At 48.7% G+C, this 22665-nt stretch carries 21 protein-coding genes; 13 read left to right on the top strand and 8 right to left on the bottom strand.

The features are described 5' to 3' along the window. Window positions 1–13 precede the first annotated feature (13 nt). The 4 genes from ACYQ2L_RS02850 to ACYQ2L_RS02835 are packed head-to-tail and all read left to right on the top strand — an operon-like array spanning window position 14 to window position 5312. Complete coding sequence (locus tag ACYQ2L_RS02850; RefSeq protein ID WP_460050836.1) at window positions 14–1396, top strand: hydroxymethylglutaryl-CoA reductase, degradative; 1383 nt, start codon at window positions 14–16, stop codon at window positions 1394–1396. Then, on the top strand, window positions 1338–2303 hold the full coding sequence (gene mvaD / locus ACYQ2L_RS02845) for a diphosphomevalonate decarboxylase (RefSeq protein ID WP_460050834.1): 966 nt from the start codon (window positions 1338–1340) through the stop codon (window positions 2301–2303). Before ACYQ2L_RS02850 ends, mvaD begins: the two co-directional genes overlap by 59 nt. Next, entirely contained in the window at window positions 2303–4285 is a 1983-nt protein-coding gene (gene mvk / locus ACYQ2L_RS02840; protein WP_460050832.1) for a mevalonate kinase, read from the top strand. Before mvaD ends, mvk begins: the two co-directional genes overlap by 1 nt. Continuing rightward, window positions 4245–5312: an alpha/beta hydrolase gene (locus tag ACYQ2L_RS02835; protein WP_460050830.1), complete on the top strand. Its 1068-nt coding sequence runs from the start codon at window positions 4245–4247 to the stop codon at window positions 5310–5312. The genes mvk and ACYQ2L_RS02835 overlap by 41 nt, the downstream gene beginning before the upstream one ends. A 3-nt stretch (window positions 5313–5315) precedes the next feature. Here the strand turns inward: ACYQ2L_RS02835 and ACYQ2L_RS02830 are convergent, their stop codons facing one another. The 4 genes from ACYQ2L_RS02830 to ACYQ2L_RS02815 are packed head-to-tail and all read right to left on the bottom strand — an operon-like array spanning window position 5316 to window position 9450. Then, on the bottom strand, window positions 5316–6035 hold the full coding sequence (locus ACYQ2L_RS02830) for a hypothetical protein (protein ID WP_460050828.1): 720 nt from the start codon (window positions 6033–6035) through the stop codon (window positions 5316–5318). Window position 6036: 1 nt separating this feature from the next. Beyond that, on the bottom strand, window positions 6037–7407 hold the full coding sequence (locus tag ACYQ2L_RS02825) for a hypothetical protein (protein WP_460050826.1): 1371 nt from the start codon (window positions 7405–7407) through the stop codon (window positions 6037–6039). Next, a complete protein-coding gene (locus ACYQ2L_RS02820) occupies window positions 7404–8276 on the bottom strand; it encodes an SDR family NAD(P)-dependent oxidoreductase (RefSeq protein ID WP_460050824.1) in 873 nt (290 codons plus the stop codon). The genes ACYQ2L_RS02825 and ACYQ2L_RS02820 overlap by 4 nt, the downstream gene beginning before the upstream one ends. Before the next feature lie 4 nt (window positions 8277–8280). After that, window positions 8281–9450 (bottom strand): PAS domain-containing sensor histidine kinase, encoded by a 1170-nt coding sequence (locus ACYQ2L_RS02815; RefSeq protein WP_460050822.1) that lies wholly within the window; start codon window positions 9448–9450, stop codon window positions 8281–8283. Window positions 9451–9508: 58 nt separating this feature from the next. Here ACYQ2L_RS02815 and ACYQ2L_RS02810 point away from each other — a divergent pair, with 58 nt between their 5' ends. Genes ACYQ2L_RS02810 through ACYQ2L_RS02790 form a run of 5 tightly spaced genes read left to right on the top strand, consistent with a single transcriptional unit; the run spans window position 9509 to window position 17262 of the window. Continuing rightward, window positions 9509–11260 (top strand): formate--tetrahydrofolate ligase, encoded by a 1752-nt coding sequence (locus ACYQ2L_RS02810; RefSeq protein WP_460050820.1) that lies wholly within the window; start codon window positions 9509–9511, stop codon window positions 11258–11260. A gap of 13 nt (window positions 11261–11273) precedes the next feature. Beyond that, on the top strand, window positions 11274–12104 hold the full coding sequence (locus ACYQ2L_RS02805; RefSeq protein WP_460050818.1) for a hypothetical protein: 831 nt from the start codon (window positions 11274–11276) through the stop codon (window positions 12102–12104). A 49-nt stretch (window positions 12105–12153) separates the two neighbouring features. Then, a complete protein-coding gene (locus ACYQ2L_RS02800; RefSeq protein WP_460050816.1) occupies window positions 12154–12459 on the top strand; it encodes a glutaredoxin family protein in 306 nt (101 codons plus the stop codon). A gap of 22 nt (window positions 12460–12481) precedes the next feature. Further along, the gene (locus tag ACYQ2L_RS02795; protein WP_460050814.1) at window positions 12482–12826 is read left to right on the top strand and encodes a ferredoxin-thioredoxin reductase catalytic domain-containing protein; all 345 of its coding nucleotides are present in this window, start codon (window positions 12482–12484) and stop codon (window positions 12824–12826) included. Beyond that, complete coding sequence (locus ACYQ2L_RS02790) at window positions 12823–17262, top strand: hybrid sensor histidine kinase/response regulator (protein ID WP_460050812.1); 4440 nt, start codon at window positions 12823–12825, stop codon at window positions 17260–17262. Before ACYQ2L_RS02795 ends, ACYQ2L_RS02790 begins: the two co-directional genes overlap by 4 nt. 48 nt (window positions 17263–17310) lie before the next feature. On the opposite strand, the gene ACYQ2L_RS02785 is transcribed toward ACYQ2L_RS02790, so the two are convergent. From ACYQ2L_RS02785 to ychF, 4 genes are all read right to left on the bottom strand, one after another. After that, window positions 17311–17658, bottom strand: a complete 348-nt coding sequence (locus tag ACYQ2L_RS02785) for an Hpt domain-containing protein (RefSeq protein WP_460050810.1) — start codon at window positions 17656–17658, stop codon at window positions 17311–17313. Between the two features lies 1 nt (window position 17659). Next, window positions 17660–18949 (bottom strand): tetratricopeptide repeat protein, encoded by a 1290-nt coding sequence (locus tag ACYQ2L_RS02780; protein ID WP_460050808.1) that lies wholly within the window; start codon window positions 18947–18949, stop codon window positions 17660–17662. A gap of 114 nt (window positions 18950–19063) precedes the next feature. Continuing rightward, window positions 19064–19201 carry a hypothetical protein gene (locus ACYQ2L_RS02775; protein WP_460050806.1) on the bottom strand — a complete coding sequence of 46 codons (138 nt, stop codon included), beginning with the start codon at window positions 19199–19201 and terminating at the stop codon, window positions 19064–19066. A gap of 76 nt (window positions 19202–19277) precedes the next feature. Continuing rightward, entirely contained in the window at window positions 19278–20387 is a 1110-nt protein-coding gene (gene ychF, locus ACYQ2L_RS02770; RefSeq protein ID WP_460050804.1) for a redox-regulated ATPase YchF, read from the bottom strand. A gap of 53 nt (window positions 20388–20440) precedes the next feature. On the opposite strand from ychF, the gene ACYQ2L_RS02765 reads away from it, so the two are divergent. The 4 genes from ACYQ2L_RS02765 to ACYQ2L_RS02750 all read left to right on the top strand — a co-directional run bounded on the left by ACYQ2L_RS02765 (window position 20441) and on the right by ACYQ2L_RS02750 (window position 22662). Further along, window positions 20441–20779: an arsenate reductase family protein gene (locus tag ACYQ2L_RS02765; RefSeq protein ID WP_460050802.1), complete on the top strand. Its 339-nt coding sequence runs from the start codon at window positions 20441–20443 to the stop codon at window positions 20777–20779. A gap of 27 nt (window positions 20780–20806) precedes the next feature. Continuing rightward, window positions 20807–21013 (top strand): hypothetical protein, encoded by a 207-nt coding sequence (locus ACYQ2L_RS02760; protein ID WP_460050800.1) that lies wholly within the window; start codon window positions 20807–20809, stop codon window positions 21011–21013. A 114-nt stretch (window positions 21014–21127) separates the two neighbouring features. Continuing rightward, complete coding sequence (locus ACYQ2L_RS02755; RefSeq protein WP_460050798.1) at window positions 21128–21832, top strand: hypothetical protein; 705 nt, start codon at window positions 21128–21130, stop codon at window positions 21830–21832. A gap of 122 nt (window positions 21833–21954) precedes the next feature. After that, complete coding sequence (locus ACYQ2L_RS02750; protein ID WP_460051149.1) at window positions 21955–22662, top strand: response regulator transcription factor; 708 nt, start codon at window positions 21955–21957, stop codon at window positions 22660–22662. The last annotated feature ends 3 nt before the right edge of the window (window positions 22663–22665 follow it).

The raw sequence follows: 22665 nt of genomic DNA, 5'->3' as shown, positions 1-22665 counted from the left end.
AGAGGAACAGTACATGATAGAAGAGAACATCAAGCACCTGCCGAATGACTTCAGAAAACTCCCCGTCCATAAACGCCGGGTGATTCTTTCGGAACTGTACCAGATACCTGAAGAGGAGTTCGATTACAGTGGTCCCTTTCATGGATTGCTGGATCTAGCCGATGTAATGGTGGAGTCAGCCAGTGGTGTACTGCCTGTTCCTCTGGGCATAGCCAGCAGTATGCTGATCGACGGACAGGAACGGAATATACCAATGGCTACCGAAGAACCTTCTGTTATTGCTGCCGCCACTTATGGGGGTAAAATGCTCTCGCATGGCGGCGGGATCCGTACAGATATTGATGATCCGATTATGACAGCCCAGATATTCCTTGAAGATCCATCACCCGATGCGGTAGGAGCTCTATGCGAGGGAGCCAATGATCCTGATGCTCCGGCCACCGCAACAGCAGCACTCCAGGAACTCGACCACCTGCTCTCCGATGTATGCGAGGAACTGATCCCTGGAATGACAAAACGCGGAGGGGGATATCGCGGATGTGATGCTGTATATCTGCCGGCATCTGAACTGTTGCGGATACAGATTCACATTGATGTCAGAGATGCAATGGGAGCAAATATTCTCAACACTGCAGCCGAACACATTAAACCAGTACTTGCCCAGCGTTACGGCGGCCGAGGTTTTATGGCTATTCTTACTAATGATTCTCCACAACGGCTGGCACGAGCATCATTCTGTCTGCCGCTCCGAGCGCTCAGACGACGAGGCATTCAGAGCAGGACACTGGCGGAGAGAATAGTCAGGGCATCCAGACTGGCACAGGAAGATCCATCAAGAGCCGTAACCCACAACAAAGGAATAATGAACGGCATAACAGCGCTGGCACTGGCAACCGGAAATGACACCAGAGGACTGGAAGCTGCAGTACACCGCTTTGCAGCACGCAGCGGATCATACAGGGGGCTATCCCGGTATTACATGGATGAGGACAATCTCTATGGTGAAATCGAGATTCCTGTGCCGCTGGGGAGTGTAGGTGGTGCGATCGGTTTTCATCCGGTAACCCGGACTGCCTTCCGCATCCTGCAGAAAGAATCCGCCGAAGATCTTGGCCGTGTTGCAGCGGCTCTCGGTCTGGCCCAGAATTTTGCAGCACTCTCTGCATTGATATCCGAGGGTATTCAACATGGACATATGCGTTTTCATGCTCATAGACTTGCATATCAGGCCGGTGCACGGGGTGAGGAAATTGCAGCCGCAGCCCAGGGTATAACAGATGCCGGTGTTTTCAATCTGCAGACTGCAGAGTTCCAACTAGCCATATACAGGAAAAAGAATGACACATGTACAAACAGAACCGAGTCTGGCCCTGGTGAAATATTGGGGAAAGGCTGAAACAGGACTCAATATACCGGCCACCGGCAGCATTGCTGTCAGCCTTTCCGGATTGAATACCAGCACCGACATACGTCTGATTCAGGACAGCAAACAGGATCGCATGATACTTAACGGCGAAGTCCGGAACGACCCGAAAATCAACAGTTTCCTTGATTATTTCCGGCAAAGATACCCACAGGCAAAAAAGCTTGTCTTTGAAATCAACAGCAGCAACAACTTTCCGACATCCGCAGGGATAGCCAGCTCATCCAGTGGTTTTGCAGCCCTGGCAATCGGTCTGGCACGTGCATCAGGACTCCAACTCGACAACAGTGAACTCTCCAGACTTGCCCGTTGCGGATCTGGATCAGCATCGAGGGCCGTGTTCGGAGGATTCACTTCCTTCCCTGCAGGGGCTGAGGCGGCATCCCAACTATTCGGTCATGAGCACTGGCCAGATCTGCAGATTATTGTTGTTATGGTGCATACCGGCAGTAAGCCGGTCGGATCACGTGATGCAATGGAACTGACCAGAAAGACCTCTGACTATTATCAGGCCTGGATTGAGTTATCTGCTGATCTGCAGATTTCTGCAGAACAGGCTGTTGCCGAAAGAGATCTCTCGAAACTCGGTCCGATAATGCGCAGAAGCTACATGGCCATGTTCGGAAGTATGTTCGCAGCTGATCCGCCGGTTCTATACTGGCTTCCGGACAGTGTTGCGCTTATTCATCAGGCAGCAGAATGGCGCAGGAAGGGTCTGGAAATCTGGGAGACCATGGATGCGGGACCTCAGGTCAAACTGATCTGCACCAGGAAAGAGCTTCCCCGCATAGAAGCCGATCTGAAGACCCTGTTTCCACACCTTAACTATTTCTGTGCGTCGGTAGGTTCAGGTCCAATTGTCAGGCAGGAGGATTATTGATGTCCAAGCCTGGCAAGTTCTCGTTCAGCATGCCAGCTTCTTTTCTGGTCAGCGGGGAGTACTGGATAACAGAGGAAGGCGGAACAGGCATAGCCTTTGCATCAGCACCTCATGTGGATTTCCGGATTATTCCCCGGACCGACAGTTCTCTTCCTCGTGTCATCAGCGTAAAAAGCCGCTGGGGAAATAAAGCACATGAACAGCAGAATGCTGTACTCGCTGCTGCAGATCAGTGTGCAATATACAGTTCTGAATGCCAACCGCTGCTGCAGTCTGTATGTCTGGAATGGGATAACAGCCTGCCTGAATCACCACTTTCAACACTGGCAGAAAGCTGCCCGGCCTGCATCTATATTGACAGCAGCCGCTTTTTTCACAGCGACGGCAGGAAACGTGGTTTTGCTTCCAGTGCAGCTGTCTGTGCCGGTCTCTGTTCAGCGCTAAATACCTTGCTCCCCTCACAAATGCAGCTCGGACAACGGGAACTTGAGCTGCTGGCTGTCAGAGCACACCGGAGATTTCAGGGAGGCAGAGGAAGCGGATACGATATTCTGGCAAGCCTGAACGGCAGCGCCGGATTGTTTACAGGTGGATCAGAGCCGCATTGGAAAAACCTGCCACATCTGGAAGATCTTATTGAACCCTGCTGGCTTATAAATTCCGAAGAGAGTGTCTCGACGCCTTCCTCTATAGCAGCATTTACCGCTTTCCGTGACTCAGAACCTGAATACTGCAGCAAACTGCGGACCATGAACGCCGGGATTCATTCTACAGCAGAATCGCTGCAATCCAGAGAAGACTTTTCGGCTTTTATTACACAGGCTGCTGACCTGGGTAGACAAATAGGAAAAAAAATCGGAGTTCCGGCAACTTCCGCTCTTTCACAAAAGCTCGAAGCAATTTGCATGTCACACAGACAGCAAGTTATAAAAGCTTCCGGTGCCGGCAATGAAACCATACTGCTATTTGCCTGGAAGCAGGCCCCGGCAGCTGAAGCACTCTACCTTGGTATCGAGGCTCCGCGAAACCGCAAGGCTGATGCCTACGGCGAAGCTCCCGGTAAGCTGCTGCTCTTCGGTGAACACTCAGCTGTCCACGGATACCCGGCTGTAGGCACAAGCCTTTCGCTGAGCACCAAAATCAGCTTGTACCACAGACAGCAGACTACAGTCAGGGGGCCAATCATACATGGACTGCCCCCGCAATTTCACGAAGCAGCCTTTAATGTCTGGAAGCGTTTACAGTTGTTGCTTCCGGAAATGCAGCGATTACCAGGGAACATCAGCATCTATATCAGATCAAGCGTCCCCTTTTCCTCCGGCTTCGGCTCGTCTGCTTCATTCAGCACAGCCTTGATTCGGGCCGTTCTGCAGTATTCCGACACCAGCAGAAACCCGGAATGGATATGGGAAACAGCCAATCTTCTGGAACAGGAATTCCACGGTACCCCAAGCGGAATAGATACAGGGCTATCGGTATACGAAGGCTGTCAGGGATTCACCTTTTCCTCTGGTCTTCCGGACAGAAAATCCCTCAGAAGCCCGGGCATATGGATTCTGGCAGGAGCAATACCCAGGACCAGAAGCACAAAAGAACTCGTACAGCACATACATACACTGAAAACTCTCAAACCGGATTTGTTCAGGCAGCACATGGAGAATCTTGGCAACTGCGCAACGGAAGTGATACAATTACTTGAAGATCATCAGCTCAGTCCACAGAAAGCGGGAGAGATCGCAGACCGTGCTCACAGCTCTCTGCAACACCTGGGTGTTTCAACTCCGGAGATAGATGATCTACTTGCATACCTGAGGCAATCCGGCGCCACAGGAGCCAAACTGAGCGGGGCTGGCGGAGGGGGCGCGTTTTTCGCGGTTTTCCCTGATCAACAGGCTGCGGATGATGCGGCCGCAGGACTACAGGAAATCCTGAGGAATCAATATGGTAATCAGTACAGTCATGTGTATACAATACAGATCTAAGCGGAAATCTCTTGCTGTGATTGTCCTCTGGATCGCTGCCGGGCTTGTCTTTACCCAGTCCATGAGCGCTTTGCCGGGGGCGGGTTTCAGCAGACAACAACTTGAGGCAGCCGCTGCATTGCCCTACCCTTCGAACGCTCTTGAACTGAACCATGAATTACTACACCGGGTCAGCCGCTTTTACACCATAAATATTGACCCCAACGATTATGTACTGGGGAGCATCGAAGCTCCATCGGGTTCACTGTTCCTCCACAGCCTTATTCAGGAAGATGCTATCGGCACAGTGATTATTCTCCACGGGTACCTCGATCACAGCGCTCTCATGAAACCATTAATCAGATTCTTTCTGGAGCGGAACTATTCCGTTCACTGCCTGGATCTACCCGGCCATGGCTTATCAGGTGGAACTGATGCCAGTATTCAGGATTTCCACCACTACGGGCAGGCTCTGGAATACGGACTGATTCACTTTCCATATGACAAAAGTAAACCATTGATCCTTGTCGGACACAGTACCGGTGCTGCAGCAATTCTGGAATATCTGTATGCAGTAGATCCTAAACCAGCTGAGCCGGATAAGATCATCCTGCTTGCTCCGCTGATCAGAAACCGCTTCTGGGAATGGGCATGGATAGGAACTCATGCCTTCAGCCCATTCCCGCTGGAATCTCTACGGGGATTCGCAGGTACTGCTACACGCAATGAAGAGGCTATTCAGCTTGCAGAAATCGATCCCCTGCGTCGGCCTTACACCAAACTGAGCTGGGTGCGGTCTCTCATCGACTGGGACAGAAAGAACCGGGACTACGGTAGCCTGTTCACGGAAGCATTGATACTGCAGGGAGATGCAGACCGGGTCCTGGATGTAGACTACAACCTTCAGTACCTACAGAAGAGGATCATCAATGGCACTTTTCACATTATCCCGGGAGCCGAACATAATCTGCATCAGGAAACAGGCCGCAACAAAGACCTGATCCTTCAGCTGATGGACGATTTTCTGGCCCGCTCAAGCAGTTTCTGATTATTAAAGATAGAGCTTCTTTCTCAGGTTGATCTTCTTCGATAGTGCATAGTGAAAATACAGCAAAAACCCGGCTACAGGCAGCAGAGCAGCGACAATTATAAGTGACCATGTGAGGAGCGGATCAGAACTCTCGACATAGATTTTCGTAATTACATCAATGGCGGTACAGAACCCGATGATTCCCAGAAGAACAAAGGCAGCTATATTGGCACCTCTTCTTCTGGAAAGCAGGGAAAAACCAGTGACCATTGCCACTATAAGCACCAACACGGCTAGAATAGGCATCCCGATTCCCCAGAACCAGCGTGCACGGGGATCAAGAACATCTACTGCCCACATCAGGAACCCTGTCATAAAAATACTGGCACCGAGAATCAGCCATAGATGCCGGTAAAATAAAAGCGGAAACACACTATAAACCCATAATGCTGCCAGAGAAACACCGACATAAAGAGACCAGGTTGCCTGTCCACTGAGCAGCCAGTCCACAACCAGGGATACAAGAATCGGAGTGACGAAGACTACAGACAGAATCTGCATTGCGAGTTTCCGCTCATATCCCGGCGGGCGATGTGCAAGCATATCTTCGATCTCATTCGATTCGGCATAATCCTGGGAACCAGTTGGCGCAGCATGAGACTTACATATCTCGATTCCACATAAGGGGCATGCAGATACCTCAGGATCCAGCTCCACTCCGCATTCTGAACAATATGGCATATTACCTCCCGATTCCGGTTTTATCACGATTCGAAACTATTTTCACATGCAACCCGTCTTTCCTCAGGAAGCGGAAAAATCTACGCTCTATTTCTGCCTCTTCCAACAAGCTTCCAAAACTCACAGCCAGACTATCAGCATGCGAAACAACACCCAGAGATAGACCGTATACAGGAGCCGGAGGAGGGATGAATTCCAGCCAGCTGATTCTGCCGGAAATCTCCTCAGGAAAAGACAGACGGCCAAGATTCGAAAGACTCGTCGTATTCGTCCGGTCTCCTGCCAGGCGATACACCAGTTTCAGGATCTGATCCTTGATCCTGAGCGGTATAATTCTCACATACCAACTTCGCTCGCTGCCGACATTCCTGCTCAGATGCCGGCTCAGATTTTTCTTGTTAACTTCAAGCTGCATATAACTGTGAACCCTGTGAATTATCTCCGGGAAATCATATCTACCTAGCCTGAGATCAATCTCAGGATCGATGAAAACAAAGAAGTTTCTCCGTGTCCTGCTTGGAAAGAAAGGTCTCAGATTCACAGGCACAAGTACCCTGAGCGGTTTTCGCTTCCAACGGCGCATTCTGGAATCTGGTTGATCGTAAATATATTCCTGGTACACATAAAAAACCACAGCAGTCAGATATGCCGTAATGCTGGTTCCAAAAAAACGGGCACGGTCCTTGACTGCAGCGGCAGAGAGCAGACCGGTTATAACGGCGTAACAATGACGTGGCAAAATCTGCCCCTGCACATGAAAAGCTGGATTCCGTTTGACCGGCTTGGGAAATTCCTCGATGCCGAGAATCTGGTTTGCATCACGGAATTCGCCCGCCTGAGGATCATCATCGGGGTCAGGAATGTCCCCCCAGTCAGCTATATCAACGCCGGATTGCCGAAAGTATTCTGTAACAAGCGACCTGAGAAACATTGATGCCCCGGTTCCGTCTGTTAGTATATGACAGAACTCAACCGAAATGCGGTACTTGTATGCCCGTACCCTGATCAGAAATGTTCCACGAGGCCGTACATTGTAACGCATACAGGGCGACTGGCCGTCAGCCATGATTCCCGGTGCTGAATCAAGTTTTTCGAGGTAGTACCAGAAGAACCCCCGGCAAAGCTCAACCTGGAAATAGGGAAATCGCTGCATAACCCGTTCAAGAGCCGTTTCAAGCGCGGGGAGTTTAACGGGATGATCAACAACTGCCGCCAGCCTGAACAAGGTTGATGATCTGACCCCCTGCACCGGAGGAAAAATTTTGGCAGCATTGTCCAGCGGATACCACAAGGATCCTTCCTGAGGACGTAGCCGTTGAGAACGAAACCCGGCATATTCCTGCTGCCTGCCTGTTTCAGCTGAATCACTCACTGGACGGCTCCCTTTCTCCGCTGCAGCTCGCGCATGACAGCTGAAACTGCAATATTCTGTGGAATCCAGTGCTGCAAAACTGCAAGCAGCCTGTACTTAAAGGGATAAATGTAAAGTCCCCGACATTTATTCCGCTTGTATACCCTGTTCATAAGATTTCCTGCAGCTGTGGCAGCATCCGGCGCAGAATCCAGATAATCACGCTGCTGAACACCTGCTTTTTCCACAAAACCTGTCTTCAGTGGACCGGGACAATAAGACAGCACCTGCACCCCATTACCTGCAAGCTCAAATTCCAGCGCCCTGCTCCAGCTCAGCATACCAGCTTTGCTGGCATAGTACAAAGCCATACCAGGTCCAGGACAGAGAGCCGCTGTGCTTGATACATTGATAATCTGACATCCCTTTCCAGCCAAGCCAAGCAGTGAATGGGTAAATACTACGGCTGCTTCGAAATTCAGACGGATCTGCAGGCTGAGATCCGCTATCCGTTCACCCGCGAAATCGCCAAAAGAAGCGGCACCGGCATTGTTGACCAGCAACATCAGCCTGGCAGCTGCAGCATCAGAACGGTCCGCCAATTTTTTCATACAGCTGCGTACCTGCTCCGCGGCAGCCGCTGGATCCAGAGCCAGATCGCAGGATATACAAAGTTCATTTTCATCTGCGATCTTCTTCAGCCAGCTGTATTCTTCCGGCAGTGCTTCCAACGCGGCTGACATGGTTTGAAGAAGTCCTGAATGAGAGCGCGCCAGAAGAATCGGAAGCATGCCCCTGGAAGCAGACTGAATAGCAAGTTCCCTGCCCAGACCGGAAGATGCACCGGTAATGACTGCAGTCATAATTGTTCTTTCACTGATCATGTTCATGAAATCAGCCCTGCTGCAAAAAATCTTCGAATACAGACTGGAATTTCGGCAATTCCACAAACAGGCTTGTTCCACTGGACTCACTGCTTTCAAACCAGATCCGTCCCTTGTGAGCCTCGGTGATAAGCTTTGCGATATGTGTTCCCAAGCCTGTGCCATTGCGCTTCCCGCTGGTACTGAATCGCTGGAAAAATGAACATCGAATGTCATCAGGTATTACACCGTCATTATGAATTCTGAACAGGTAGTTGTCTCCCGATTCAGTGACCTCCCAGGTCACTGTTGCCCCCTCAGGACTCGCTTCAGCGGCATTCCGAAGTAAATTGGAAAACAGATTCTCGAGATGAATTTTTTCACCTTCAAGGCAGAGATCAAGGTTGCCCATCATTGGCCCGGAATTATAGAGCAGTTCCACGCGGACAGAGTGAGCCTCGCGGGCTGGTGTGGTCTCCTGCATTACAATACGCACAAGATCTGTAATCCGGATGCAGCGCGGTGAGAGTACGTACTTTCCCTCTTCCATGCGGATAAGGTCGATGGAACTGCTGATCATATAGTGCAGTTTCTGCCCTGAATCCTGGATCATATTAACCAGATCCTTCTGCTTGTCAGTGAGTTCATCGCTCAATAGAAGCTGGGTAGCAATCAGCATGGCATTCAGGGGATTCCGCAGATCATGCCGTACCATTTTCTCGACTTCATCCTTGGTCCGTTCAAGGCGACTCCGTTCTTCAATTTCCCTGTTCAAGCGCTCAACCGTGCGCTCCAGTTCCAGCTCCATGGTCTTACGCTCGGTAATATCAATGATAAAGGTGACTTTCTTGGGCCCGTCAACATCCTCGATAAATGCAGCATCAGCCAGAATATTCAGAAGACTGCCGTCCTTCCGCCTGACTGTCCATTCACCTCTAAGCTCGGATTCCTGAAGCATAAAGCTTTTATGGAGCTTGATAAGCTGTTCTCTGGATTCCTCAGGGACAACCATACTGAAATGATTTCCAAGGAGTTCTTCCCGGCTGTAGCCATAGAGACGGCAGTATGTCGGATTAACATAATCAAAGTATCCATCCGCACTGGTTATGCAGATCCCGAGTGGAGTTGAATCGATTATTCTGTACAGCCTGTCCGCATCAGGCTCAGTATAAATACTGCTTGAATTGCTCTGGTCTGCCATATACACTGTAAATCATACAGTACAGTGTACAGCCGTGCAAGAAGAACAAGGAGATAACATGAAAACCGATGGTCAGATCGCTGCAGAATCACCATTACTTCCGATGACTGAAGTGGGAGCGCTACTTGGGCTCACCCAGGATGAATTAATTCCCTATGGAAGAACGGTTGCAAAAATAGATATTGAGGCCCTCAGAAAACGCCTTGGAGGCTTCAACGGTCAAAAAGGAAAATACATAAATGTCACTGCAATAACACCTACTCCGTTCGGTGAAGGTAAGACTACAACATCCGTAGCTCTGACACAGGGGCTCGGTAAAATCGGCAAGCGCTCCGCCGCCACTCTCCGTCAGCCATCCATGGGTCCGACATTCGGCATTAAAGGTGGGGCTGCAGGTGGAGGATACAGTCAGGTTATCCCCATGGAAGCCATGAATCTTCACCTCACAGGCGATATACATGCTATCTCGGCAGCTCATAACCTCCTTGCTGCAGCAATTGATGCAAGAATTTATCACGAAAGCAGATGGGGCGATAAATATTTCGCAAGCAAGGGCCTGCATAAGCTCAATATAGATCCAGATGCTGTAGCCTGGCGCCGTGTAGTAGACATGAGTGACCGTGCTCTCAGAAATGTAATAATCGGACTTGGTGAAAAAGGCGATGGTCCGGTCCGGCAAAGCGGCTTTGATATTTCGGTTGCAAGCGAGCTGATGGCAATTCTTGCTCTCTCCAGATCCCTGACAGATATGCGTGAGAGAATTGGTCGTGTGGTTCCTGCCTGGTCACGCAAGGGAGAAGCAATCACAGCAGATGATTTTGGTGCTGCAGGAGCAATGACTGCTCTGTTAAAGGAAGCATTCCAGCCTAACCTGCTTCAAACTATAGAAGGACAGCCGGTCCTGGTTCATGCCGGACCCTTTGCAAATATCGCACATGGCAATTCATCGATTATCGCTGATGACGTAGCCTTGTCACTTGCTGATTATGTAGTTACCGAAGCCGGATTTGCAGCCGACATCGGATTTGAGAAATTCTGCAATATTAAATGCCGGACATCCGGACAGATTCCGGATGCTGTGGTTCTGGTTGCTACTGTCCGTGCACTGAAATATCACGGAGGAGGTGCAGGACTGACCCCTGGAAAGGATATTCCACCGGAATACGAGAAGGAAGATACCGCCATGGTCCGTCGCGGCTGTGCCAATCTGGCTGCTCATATCCGGAATGTACGCTCCTTCGGACTCCCGGTTGTGGTGGCAATCAACGCCTTCCCGACTGACACCAAGGCTGAGTGGGAGGCAATACGGGATGAGGCTCTTTCTGCAGGCGCCAGCGATGCTGTTGTACACAGCGGCTTTGCTGATGGCGGCGCGGGAACAGAAGAACTTGCCCAGGCAGTCGTCAGGGCATGCGACAGTGCTGATTCATCAAAATTCAGGTTTACCTATGATCTGAAAGACTCTATCGAAGACAAGCTCCGTGCGCTCGCATGCGGACTTTATGGGGCTGCGGACATAGAAATCCAGCCGGCAGCCAAAGCCATGATCAGGAAATTTACTGATATGGGATATGCCGACCTCCCTATATGTGCAGCCAAAACACATTTATCGATCAGTCATGATCCCCTGCTCAGAGCTGCCCCCGAAGGATATGTATTCCCGATCCGCGACCTCCGGCTCAGCGCTGGAGCTGGCTTCCTCTATGCACTCGCAGGTGATATCCGTACAATGCCAGGATTGCCCAGTCGACCGGGATTTATGGATATTGACCTGGATCCGCTAAGCGGTGACATAATAGGGCTATCATAAATAAGGGATACACATGAATCAGGATCAGATCAAGGAACAGCTGCTCATGCTGGACGGAGATGTGCTGGAATTTACAGTCATTCTCTCAGGAAAACAAAGCAAACGGGTAAACGGGCTATACAAGCCTGATAGCTGCGAGATCATCATTCACAACAAGAACTTCAGTGATGACAACGAAATGATGTATACCGCTATCCACGAATTCGCTCATCATGTACATATGAGTAAAAGCCCGGTTCCGGTTGGACCACGGGCACATACTGTTGAGTTCAGGAATATACTCCACGAACTACTCGGTAAAGCCGAAGAGCTGGGAGTATTCAGGAATGTCTTCGACACTACCCAGGAATTCCAGGACCTGACACAGCGTATTCGTGAACAGTTCATGCGGCAGAACGGGCGGCTCATGAAGGAATTCGGAGCTGTCCTTGGAGAAGCTGCTGAACTCTGCCGAAAACATAATGCCCGCTTCGAGGATTATGTGGAGCGGGTTCTGGGATTGAATACCAAAGATGCCAACACCGTAATCAAGTTTCATGCCTTTAACGTTAACCCTGATCTTGGTTATGAAAACATGAAAACAGTTGCCGGTATCCGGAACGAGAAAGAACGCTTGAGAGCAGAAACCGCCTTCCTCTCCGGACAGAGTCCCGACAGTGTCAAACGCTCGCTTATGACCAAAAAACAGAAAAGCGATGATCCACTTGAGATTCTCAGAAAAGAAAAACAGAGAATTGAAAGAACCATAAGCAGTCTACAGCAGAAACTGACCATGGTTGAAGAACGGCTGGCCGGTGTTGACAACAGGGAACCGCTTGCAAATACCGAGGACAGTGCAGAATAATTGAGTTTTTTTGCTTGATAAATCCTCTCAGCAGGCCTATGTTTTATATATGAACACCAAGATACAGATGCAGCCGGTCGAAGGCACGCATAACGGCCGGACACTAGAGATATATGCCCTGTCTACATGTGCCTTCTGCAGGACTGCTATGAAATTCCTGCAGAAACACGATCTCTCCTTCTCATATATATACCTGGATGAACTCGACCCGGAAGTCAAGCGTGCAGTAAAAGCAGATCTGAAAGAACGATTCCAGAATATTCCTATATTTCCTATCCTGGTAATTGATGACAGCGAAGCTGTATCCGGGTTTAATGAGGACAAATGGAAGAAAATTCTGTCAATCGAGGCTTAAGCCATTTACCAGGAGGCTGCGTGTGTCACATCATGAAAAATCTGACGCAGATGTAAAATTGTTCGTAACGAAGGTTGCCGAAAAGCAGAACTGGCAACTCAACTCGGACAGTGAATTTACAGGAACAATTCAGGATGGTCTGAAAAAGAACTATAATCGGCATGGCTATTTTCTGTGTCCATGCCGGGACGGTGAAGGAAGCCGCGAATGTGATAAGGATATTGTCTGTCCCTGCGTATATGCAAAGGCAGATATCGAGGAATACGGACACTGTTTTTGTGCATTATTTGTTTCCCCGCAATTTGCTGACTCAGGTAAAACTCCTGCCCAGATTCCGGAACGCAGACCGGACAGGGATGAAGAATGATGAAGCTGCGCATTTCTGCTGCAGCTTTGCTGCTCATGGGCGGAATTGTGCCCGGACTTTTCAGCCTCTCAGCCCAGGCTCTGCCCCACCGCTTCGAGAACATCAATGCCACCGATGGCCTCATAAACACATCCGTTTCTTCGATAGTGCAGGATGAAGCAGGCTTTCTATGGTTCGGCACCCAGGCTGGGCTTCACCGCTACGATGGCTACGATATGCAGCTGTTCACCAACGAACCCTTTGTACTCAACAGTCTATCCAACCAACTGGTACAGTCCATGCACCTGGGCGACGGGAATAAGCTTTGGGTAGGAACATACGGTGGGCTGAATCTGTTTGATCTGGAAACCTATAACATAACCAGATATCCCCATAATCCAGAGGATCGCCGAAGCATAAGCGATAATGTCGTAACTGCGATAGAAACAGACCAGGAAGGCACAATCTGGGCAGCCACCTTGAATGGCCTGAACCGTCTTGATGATCCTGAAGCCGGAATCTTCACCCGCTTCAATCTTCCGAATAATACTGTCAGGGCATTGTACCGTGACGAGTCAGGGAATTTATGGATTGGCAGCCTTGGCGGCCTGTCGCTCCTCGAGAAAGATCCTGCCGGTGAGTATGCATTCAGGCATTATACTATGGAGGACGGACTAAGCAGTAATTATGTCATGACAATTACCGGCGATGCGGATGGAAATCTTCTGCTGGGCACCTGGGATGGAGGAGTTCTGGAGTTCTCTCCTGAGAGCGGCGACATCAGAGAGCTTCCTCTTCCACGCGTACCCTACTATACCTTGATGCTGAATAAGGACGGAGATCTTTTGGCCGGTACCTGGGGACATGGCTTGTTCAGCTATGACCCGGAGAGCGCTACCTACTTCCATTATCAGCACGACCGGAATGATGATAAATCACTGGCACATGATATTGTGTACTCCCTGTATCAGGATCCTACAGAGGTTATATGGATCGGAACAAATGGAAATGGTATCAGCAAGCTGGATCCGCATAAAAGCGATTTTGATTACCTGAGATCACTGGGGCTGAGTCCCAGTGATCTGGGAGAAGGTAGAATAAATGCTATCTATCCACTCAGTGATGAAGATATTCTTCTGGCTACCCAGACATCAGGCATTGTCAGAATCAAGAATGGAGCCATAATCAATTACCGGCACGATCCTGAACGTGCGGACAGCCTGGCAGATAACCGTATAAACAGCTTCCTTCGTCTGGATAGCGATCAGGTACTGGTAGCTACACACAGCGGCATACTCAGCTGGGATCCCGCCACTGAAAGCTTTTCCCGTGCACAGATTGACCCTGATCCGGAAGGTATCATTAATCAGAATTTAATTGTCTATGGTATAAAAAAAGACAACCATGACGGAATCTGGATTAATACATACAGTGAGGGAGTCTTTCATCTGGACAGAAATGGTGTCATGACTCATCACAGCCACTCAGCGGATGACAGAAGCAGTATATCAGACAATCTTGTGTTTACATTACTTGTGGACAGCAAGGATAGAATCTGGGCTGCTACAAATCTTGGAATAAGTCTCTTTGACCCCGAAACCGGAGAATGGAGGCGCTACCTCCATGATGTTGATGACCGGAACAGCATAGCCAGCGACAGTACCAGAACCCTTTTTGAAGACAGACAGGGCAGAATCTGGATTGGAACACGAGCTGGAGGGGTCAGCCTGTACGAGGAAGACTCCGGGACCTTCAGAAATTTTCTGATTTCGGACGGCTTATCTTCAAACGTGGTTGCAGCCATCCTGCAGGCACCGAATGACGAGCTCTTCATATCTACCGCGAACGGCTTGAATGTCCTTGATCCCGAAAGTGGAACAATCAGGATTATCGATGAAAGAAATGGTCTGCAGGTACGGGATTTCTCCTCTGGTTCAGCAAAACTCAGCAACGGAGACATGCTTTTCGGGGCTTTTGCCAACATCACAAGAATCGGATCCGACTTTCTTATTCCCACAAGACCCACCGACAGCCGAACACTGATTACCGATATCCAGGTCATGAATCAACCTTATACCGAACAGGGCCCATCCTACAGGGTCAACTCGATTACCCTGCCGTATGACCAGAACTGGATTGCTTTCTATTTCACTGCAACCGATTTTTCGTCTCCCAACAGCAACCGCTTCCGCTATCGCCTGGAAGGCATTGAGAACGACTGGACAGTCGTCAGTGGAAGACGCTTCGCCGAGTATACTAATCTGCCGCCTGGAAGATACAAATTTGTAGTTGAGGGCACTTCGGACCATTCAAGCTGGACTGGATCAGCAGCAACAATAGAACTCCACATCAGCCCGCCATGGTGGGCGACAACCTGGTTCCGCATTCTCGCTGCTGTTTTATCAGGACTACTCCTTTGGTATATCATCAGCACCAGGACCAGAGCTCTCAGCATCCAGAACCAGCTGCTGGAAAAAAAGGTTTCTGAACGTACAGCTGAACTGGAACTGGAGCTACTCGAACGTAAGCGGACCCAGGATGAACTGAGAATAGCAAACCGGCGTGCCGAGGCTGCAAATATTGCTAAAAGTCAATTCCTTGCAAACGTCAGTCATGAAATCAGAACCCCACTGAATGGTATTATAGGCATGACCAGTCTCCTGCAGGATACCGAACTTGACACTGAGCAGCAGCGCTATACACAGGCATTGGGGACCAGCGGAGAAGCATTACTGACACTCATTAACGATGTACTTGATTTCTCGAAGATTGAAGCAGGAAAACTCGAGCTTGAGAATCAGAACTTTAATCTTGAAGGTATTATCGATGACATGTGTGAAATGCTGTCAGTCAGGGCATATCAGAAGGGTCTTGAACTGATAATCAACATAGATAGCAATGTCCCTGTAAGCTTGCGCGGCGATGCTACCAGGCTGAGACAGATTCTCATAAACCTTGTAGGAAACGCGGTCAAATTCACCTCTCAGGGTGAAATCAGCATCCATCTGAGCTCCACACAGCTTCAAATGAATGAAATCAGTCTTCGCTGTGAGATAACCGACAGTGGGATCGGGATTGAAGAAGACAAGATAGATAGTCTTTTCACCCCCTTCACTCAACTGGATACCGGATTTGATTTCAAGCAAGGGGGCTCCGGTCTGGGCTTATCAATCTGTAAACAGCTGACTGATATGCTGGGAGGCAGTATCGGTGTGCACAGCAAACCAGATCAGGGATCGACATTCTGGTTTACCAGCCGTTTCCAGGTTACCGAGCCAGCAAGGCCTTCAAAGCACGATGATCTTGCTGGCACAAGGTTCGTCGTATTCGACAAACACCCCGGGGTAAGACGAAGTATAAGTCTGCAGCTCGAAACCTGGGGCTGCATCTGCCGTGAAACGAGTGATGAATCCAGTCTTTTAACTCAGCCAGACACCGAAATAATTATTGCACAATATCGGGACATTTATGGAACCATATTCAATCAGTTACTTGAGCAGCAGGAACACAACAAACTGATTCTGATGCGTGAACTCGGACGATATACCCAGCCTTCCAGTGAACTCGCCACTGTCCCCTGTATTGATAAGCCAGTTCGACCATGGATCCTGTCCCAAGCTATTAATAGAGTACTACAACTTCCTGAGTCAGATCATGACCAGCACATTTCCCTCAACAGAGAATTGCAGATGGAAAAACTCAGCTGGACGCCAAGAATTCTCATAGCAGAAGATGCACCGATAAACCAGGATGTAGCGATTGCCCTCGTTACAAAACTCGGGTGCAAAGCAATCGCCGTCGGCAACGGAAAGGAAGCAGTCGAAGCATTACGCTACATATCGTATGACCTGGTTTTTATGGATTGCCAGATGCCTGTTATGGATGGATACACAGCTACAAGAATTATCCGTGATCCTGATTCAGGCGTCCTCAATCCACAGATTCCGATCATCGCAATGACTGCCTATGCAATGAGCGGTGACAGGGAAAAATGTATTGAATGTGGAATGAACGACTACGTACCGAAACCAGTCAATGGCCGGGAAATTCGGGATATTCTCTTTCGATGGCTTGAAGAACCCGTTCAGACCGAGAGCAGCAGTACCGAGCGTACATCCCAGCAAAAAGAAAAGCTTTTTGACAGACAGGATCTGCAGGAACGCCTTATGAATGACACTTCTCTGGTGGAGAGCATGATTACCCGGTACATGAGTGAACTGCCTGAACAGATATCCGAGCTGGAAAAAGCCCATACAGCCGCCGATTTCGAGCTGCTTCGGCAACAAGCTCACAAGATCTCAGGATCGGCAGCTAACCTCGGTAGCCCGGCGCTTCGTAACAGAGCGGCTGAAATCGAGACCTGCTGCACGAGCAAACGCTTCGAAGAACTGGATCAGAGAATGGAAAATCTGAGGGATGTATTCAGTCAACTGCAGGAGCTATTCAGTAAAAATTAGTTTGCCTGAAGGTACGGGGAGCTCTTGTATCTTTATCCGGTACCTGCTCTAAGCTTTCTGGTTTTCCTGATACTCACGGACCACTGCCAGTGAGGATTCCAGTTCCATGTCGAGATCTGCGAGCAGCGTAGGCAGCTCATTATATGCTCTGGCCCGGATCGCAGCTTCAAATTTCCGGGCAAGCTCGGCTGATTCAAATGCCTGCATAGTTCCGGTTATATTAACCAGGCTATGGGCTGCCTTCCCGGCATCTTCCCAGTTCCGGTTTTCGACAGCGGAGCTTATTTCGAACCTACGCTGTGGTACATCCTGCAGAAAAAGTGAGACCATGCGGGCGAAAACATCCTCAAAGCCTTCGAATTTACAGGAAAATTTCTGAAAGCGCTTCTTATCCATTTCACACTCCAAGCTTCTGGACGATCAATGTCCTGAGCCTTCGTACAGATCGGGAATCATCATCTATTTCCAGTGCCATATCGCAATCAATGAGCGCACTCTGCAGGTCCCCGAGATGATAAAAAACCAGAGCCCGGCTGAACAGGCAGTCAAACTCCCGATACCCATAATCAAGTGCCAGATCCAGATCGCCAACTGCAGATTCGAGATTATGCATCATATACCAGGTAACTCCACGGTAATAGTATGCCTTCCCGTTTTCAGGGTCTATGTCCAGTGCCCGTTTAAAATCCAGCGCTGCGTCATCATAATTCCCCTTGGCAAATAGAGCCATTCCACGATGAACATAAATAATGGCCCTGACAAAATCTTCTGGACTTCCCGATAAAATGCTTGAGTACAACTCTATCGACTCATCATATTTACCGGAGTTATGTGCATATAATGCCCGCAATAAATAGGCATCAATATTTTCAACTGAAGAAACCGCTCCACCTTCACGAATTGAAGCCGGTTCTTCATCCACATCTCCTTCGTTCAAGCCAGAGGATTCACCAAGCCGAACGGGTATATGCTGCATTTCGTTGTCCAGAATTGTGTGCAGGCTGGATAAAAAGGTTTCACGCCGACGATGCATCTGTAGATGCAGCTGACGTTGATAGTCTCTGATTTCCTGAAAGATTATATCCGCCAGTGAAAGATTAGCATTCAATGCCGCAAGTTTCCGCTTCAGTGGCAGATCAAAGGGAGTAAAGTCGGCTTTATAGATCAGCTCATGTTCGACTTCTGCCCATGCATCCTGCAGTATCGTCCGGAGCTGTACTTCAAATAACATATCCGGTTCAAGATCATACTCTTCAGCCATTTGCTGCGGAACCCACAGTAGATAGTGTGTAGATTCATATCCGAATTCCTGGAATGAATACTCAGAGCCCTTTCTCTCTACCTCAAGGACCTCGTAATTATTCTGCAGAATCTTTTCAACTTCATGAAGATCCTCAATGAAGGGACAAATGATTCGCATACCGAGAACATCGTTAATTTCTACATTACCCTCTTCAAGGCCGCATTGCCGGGCCCGTCTCTGCAGCTTCTCGAAATAGCTGTGAAAGGTTTTGACCCTGTATTTAATTGTCGGGTGAAGATCATGCTGTCGGATAACAGTACGCAGCTTTCGCTGCAGATCGAACACACAAGCTTCAAGTGAATCATGCTGACGCTGATACCATTGCATGAAAGATAATTTTCCGGCTACCGGATACGCCGGAAACACAAGTCGTGAACGCTGCATGCTTGAATTGTATGATGTATTCAGTTTTTCTGCAAACAGACTTGCTGTATTCAGGCATAAAAAAACCCGCATCTTTTCAGTATGCGGGTTTACGGTAATATCAGCAGATATGATCTAGTCAGTCTCTTCTGCGTTTTCCCTTGCATATGCCTCAAATTCCTCTCTGGACATTTTATCCTGATAGAAAACGTACATCGACTCAATAAGTTCTTCAATTGACTGAAACTTTGCACCGTCTAGTTTATATGCCATAACTCGTCCACCTTAGAAAAAACAATTTTGACTGGGGTATTATACACGCTTTCCGGTAATCAATCAATTTTTAAGATCAGACATTAAAGCGAAATTCGATAATATCGCCGTCCTTCACAATATAGGATTTACCCTCGATTCTCAATTTTCCTGCTTCACGTACTTTCTGTTTGCTACTGTATTCCAGCAAGTCATTGTAATGAAAGGTCTCAGCGGCAATAAAGCCACGTTCAAAATCACTGTGAATAACTCCTGCTGCCTGGGGAGCTGATGCACCCTGCGGTATTGTCCAGGCCCGAACCTCTTTCTCACCAGCAGTGAAATAGGTATGCAGGCCCATGAGGTGATACGCAGCATGTATCAGACGATCGAGACCTGATTCCTCCAGCCCTGCTTCCTTCAAAAATTCCTCACGCTCTTCTATGGTTTCCAGAGCCGAAATCTCAGCCTCGAGCTGTCCACAGATGCGGATCACTTCTGCATCTTCCCCTGCTGCTATTTCTTCTACCTGGGTTACCAGAGGATTATTTCCTTCCAGTGCTCCCTCATCTACATTGCAGACATATAATGTTTTTTTAAGGGTAATCAGGTGCAGGTCCCGGATCAGCTCGCGTTCATCATCACCCAGCTCAATGCTGCGAGCGGGTATTCCCTGCGAAAGCGAATCCCGCAATCTGCCGAGAACAGGAACGCTGGCCTGTGCTTTTTTGGCTGCATCACGGTTATTGGAACGGGATTCTTTTTCCATGCGAACCAGGCGTTTCTCTACTGTTTCGAGATCGGCCAGGGCCAGTTCGATATTGATCGTCTCGATATCCCGGGCAGGATCCACGCTGCCTGCTACATGAACGACATCTGGGTCATCAAAACAGCGGACAACATGGGCAATAATTCCTGTCTCACGGATGTGGGCCAGGAATTTATTTCCAAGTCCCTCTCCCTTGCTGGCGCCTTCTACAAGACCGGCAATATCCAGAAATTCACAGATTGCAGGAATAACCTTCTGGGGCTGGATCAGATCGGCTATATACTTCAGCCGGGGATCAGGAACATCAACTATACCCTTGTTAGGATCAATAGTACAAAACGGATAATTGGCTGCCTCTGCCGGAGCTGAGGTCAGCGCTGAAAACAGGGTCGACTTGCCTACATTGGGAAGACCGACAATACCACAATTTAAAGCCATGCGCGGAGTATATCTGGCTGTTCAAATTCAGGCAAGATTGTTACACTGCAGTTATGGCAATACAGATATTTGGCGGTAAAAAATGCAAGCAGACCCAGAAAGCCGAACGATTCTTGAAGGAACGAGGACAGAATTACCAGTTTATCGACCTGAGCCAGAAAGCGATGAGTCCCCGTGAACTCGACAGCGTCGCTGCGGCTGTAGGCAGTCATGCCGCACTTGTAGATGAAAACAGCAAATTATACCAGAAACGCGGCATGGCCTGGATGGAGTATGATGCGCGGGAAGAACTGCTTGAGCATCCCGAACTGCTTAAAACCCCGGTTATCCGAAGCAGCCCAAAAGCCTGCATTGGTTTCGATGCAGACTTCCTGCAGGAAATTCTTGAATAACAGCATACAGCAAACAAGGAGCAGACAGTGGACCCTTTTATGGTCAGTATCGTATCAGTGATCAGTATTTTCGTATTTCTCCCGGCAATAGTCGTAGGCGGAATTGTGGCTTCCAAGGCAATGAAGAACAAACAGAAGGAACTCAGCCTTCGTGAACGTGAACTAGAACTCGAAGAACGACGTCTGGCCCTGGATGAAAGCGCATACGCTCAAAGTCTGCTGGAAGACAAATAGTATAGACTGCATCCGCTGACAGGATTTTCGCTGATTTAAGATTGATTTAAGAAGACACTCCTATGATGAAACAAATAGTTCCAGAAGAACTGGAAACATCAAAGGAGTTTTGATATGCGAAAAAACAGAGTTGCAGTTGTACTCATAGTATGCATGCTTACAAGCATGTTCTCTCTCAGTGCCCTGGCTGCCCAGGAGACAGAGAGTGCCTACATGTTCGGAGACAGCCCCTTACTTGTTGACGTAGGTGCGTTTGGCGCATTTGGTCTTTATAATTGGGCGGGTGTTCTTGCAGAACCCGAATTAAATCTTTCTGCGGATGAACAATATGTGCTCTCTGAATTTCTCGGTCTGCTGACCCTGATTACCAGTCTGCGGGTTGGTATCAATGCAGGTGCAATGTACCCGGTATTCAGTGCTGGCATTATGGACATACACGCTGGTGGTGAACTCTCTGTAGGTTTTGGTCTCGGGATGGATGCAGCACTACGTGCCCAGGGCCGCTTCAGTCTTACACCGACTGATAATGATGGAAACCGTGGAGACTCACTTTATATCCAGCCATTTCTCGGATACTTCGGTGTATTCCCGGATATTCCCGGCATGATGAAAGAAGAAATTTTATCCGGAAACACAGGAACCGATGGCCTCGACAATGCTTCTGAAGATGCTGCAGCCGGACACTACTTCGACCTTGGAATTCGTTTCGGATATCTTCTCAAGAATGGTGTCGGCGCGTATTTTGATGTAGAGTACCCCATTGGCAGAATGTCGCCTCTGAGATTCACAAGCGGTGCCAATTTCGTGATCAGGCTCTAAGTAATTTGACTGTCATCCGGATGATGCGCTGGAGTGAAAACTCCAGCACTCTCCGGATTTAAACTTATGTTAATAAACGCTGTTATAATATCCTGTTATAATTTGAACCGGAGTCACCATTGATGCACCATAAATCGATTCTGCTTGTAGAGGATAATTCTCAATTGAGGAAGTATATGACAGGCACGCTGGAAAAGGATGGCTACATAGTCACTGCAGCAAGTTCGGCAGAATCGGCATATTCGCGCCTGAAGAACGAACGATTTGACCTTGTTCTACTGGACCTTATATTAGGCGATAGCCATGGCCTTGATATTCTCAGACTGATCCGCAGGCAGGATGAATTCATCCCGGTAATAATCGTATCCAGTTGCATGGATACCAGTATAAAGGTTAATGGATTTGAAATCGGCTGTGATGACTATCTGACCAAACCATTCTACTCAGAAGAGCTGCTCAGCCGCGTCAAACGTCAGTTGAAGAGACAAAGCGCTTTCTCTAATACAAAAAGAGAGACATTCATTGATGACAGCATCAGCATTGGCAATCTGACCCTGAATTTGCGCAGTAACGAACTCCTGAAAGATGGAAAGCCGATTGAAATTCGACGAAAATTATTCGAACTTCTGCTGTACTTTATTCAGAACAAGAACCAGACACTCACAAAGGAGTCCATTCTTAATCACTGCTGGGATGATCATGAGGATGGAAGCAATAATACTCTCTATGTGCATATCCGTCAGTTACGAAGCCTGATTGAAGATGATGCAGCCAATCCTGAATTAATAAAGACAGTGAGAGGTATTGGATTTCGTTTTACCACTGCATAAGGC

This window comes from Spirochaeta dissipatitropha, assembly GCF_054657935.1.
This window is presented reverse-complemented; position numbering and strand designations above follow the sequence as displayed.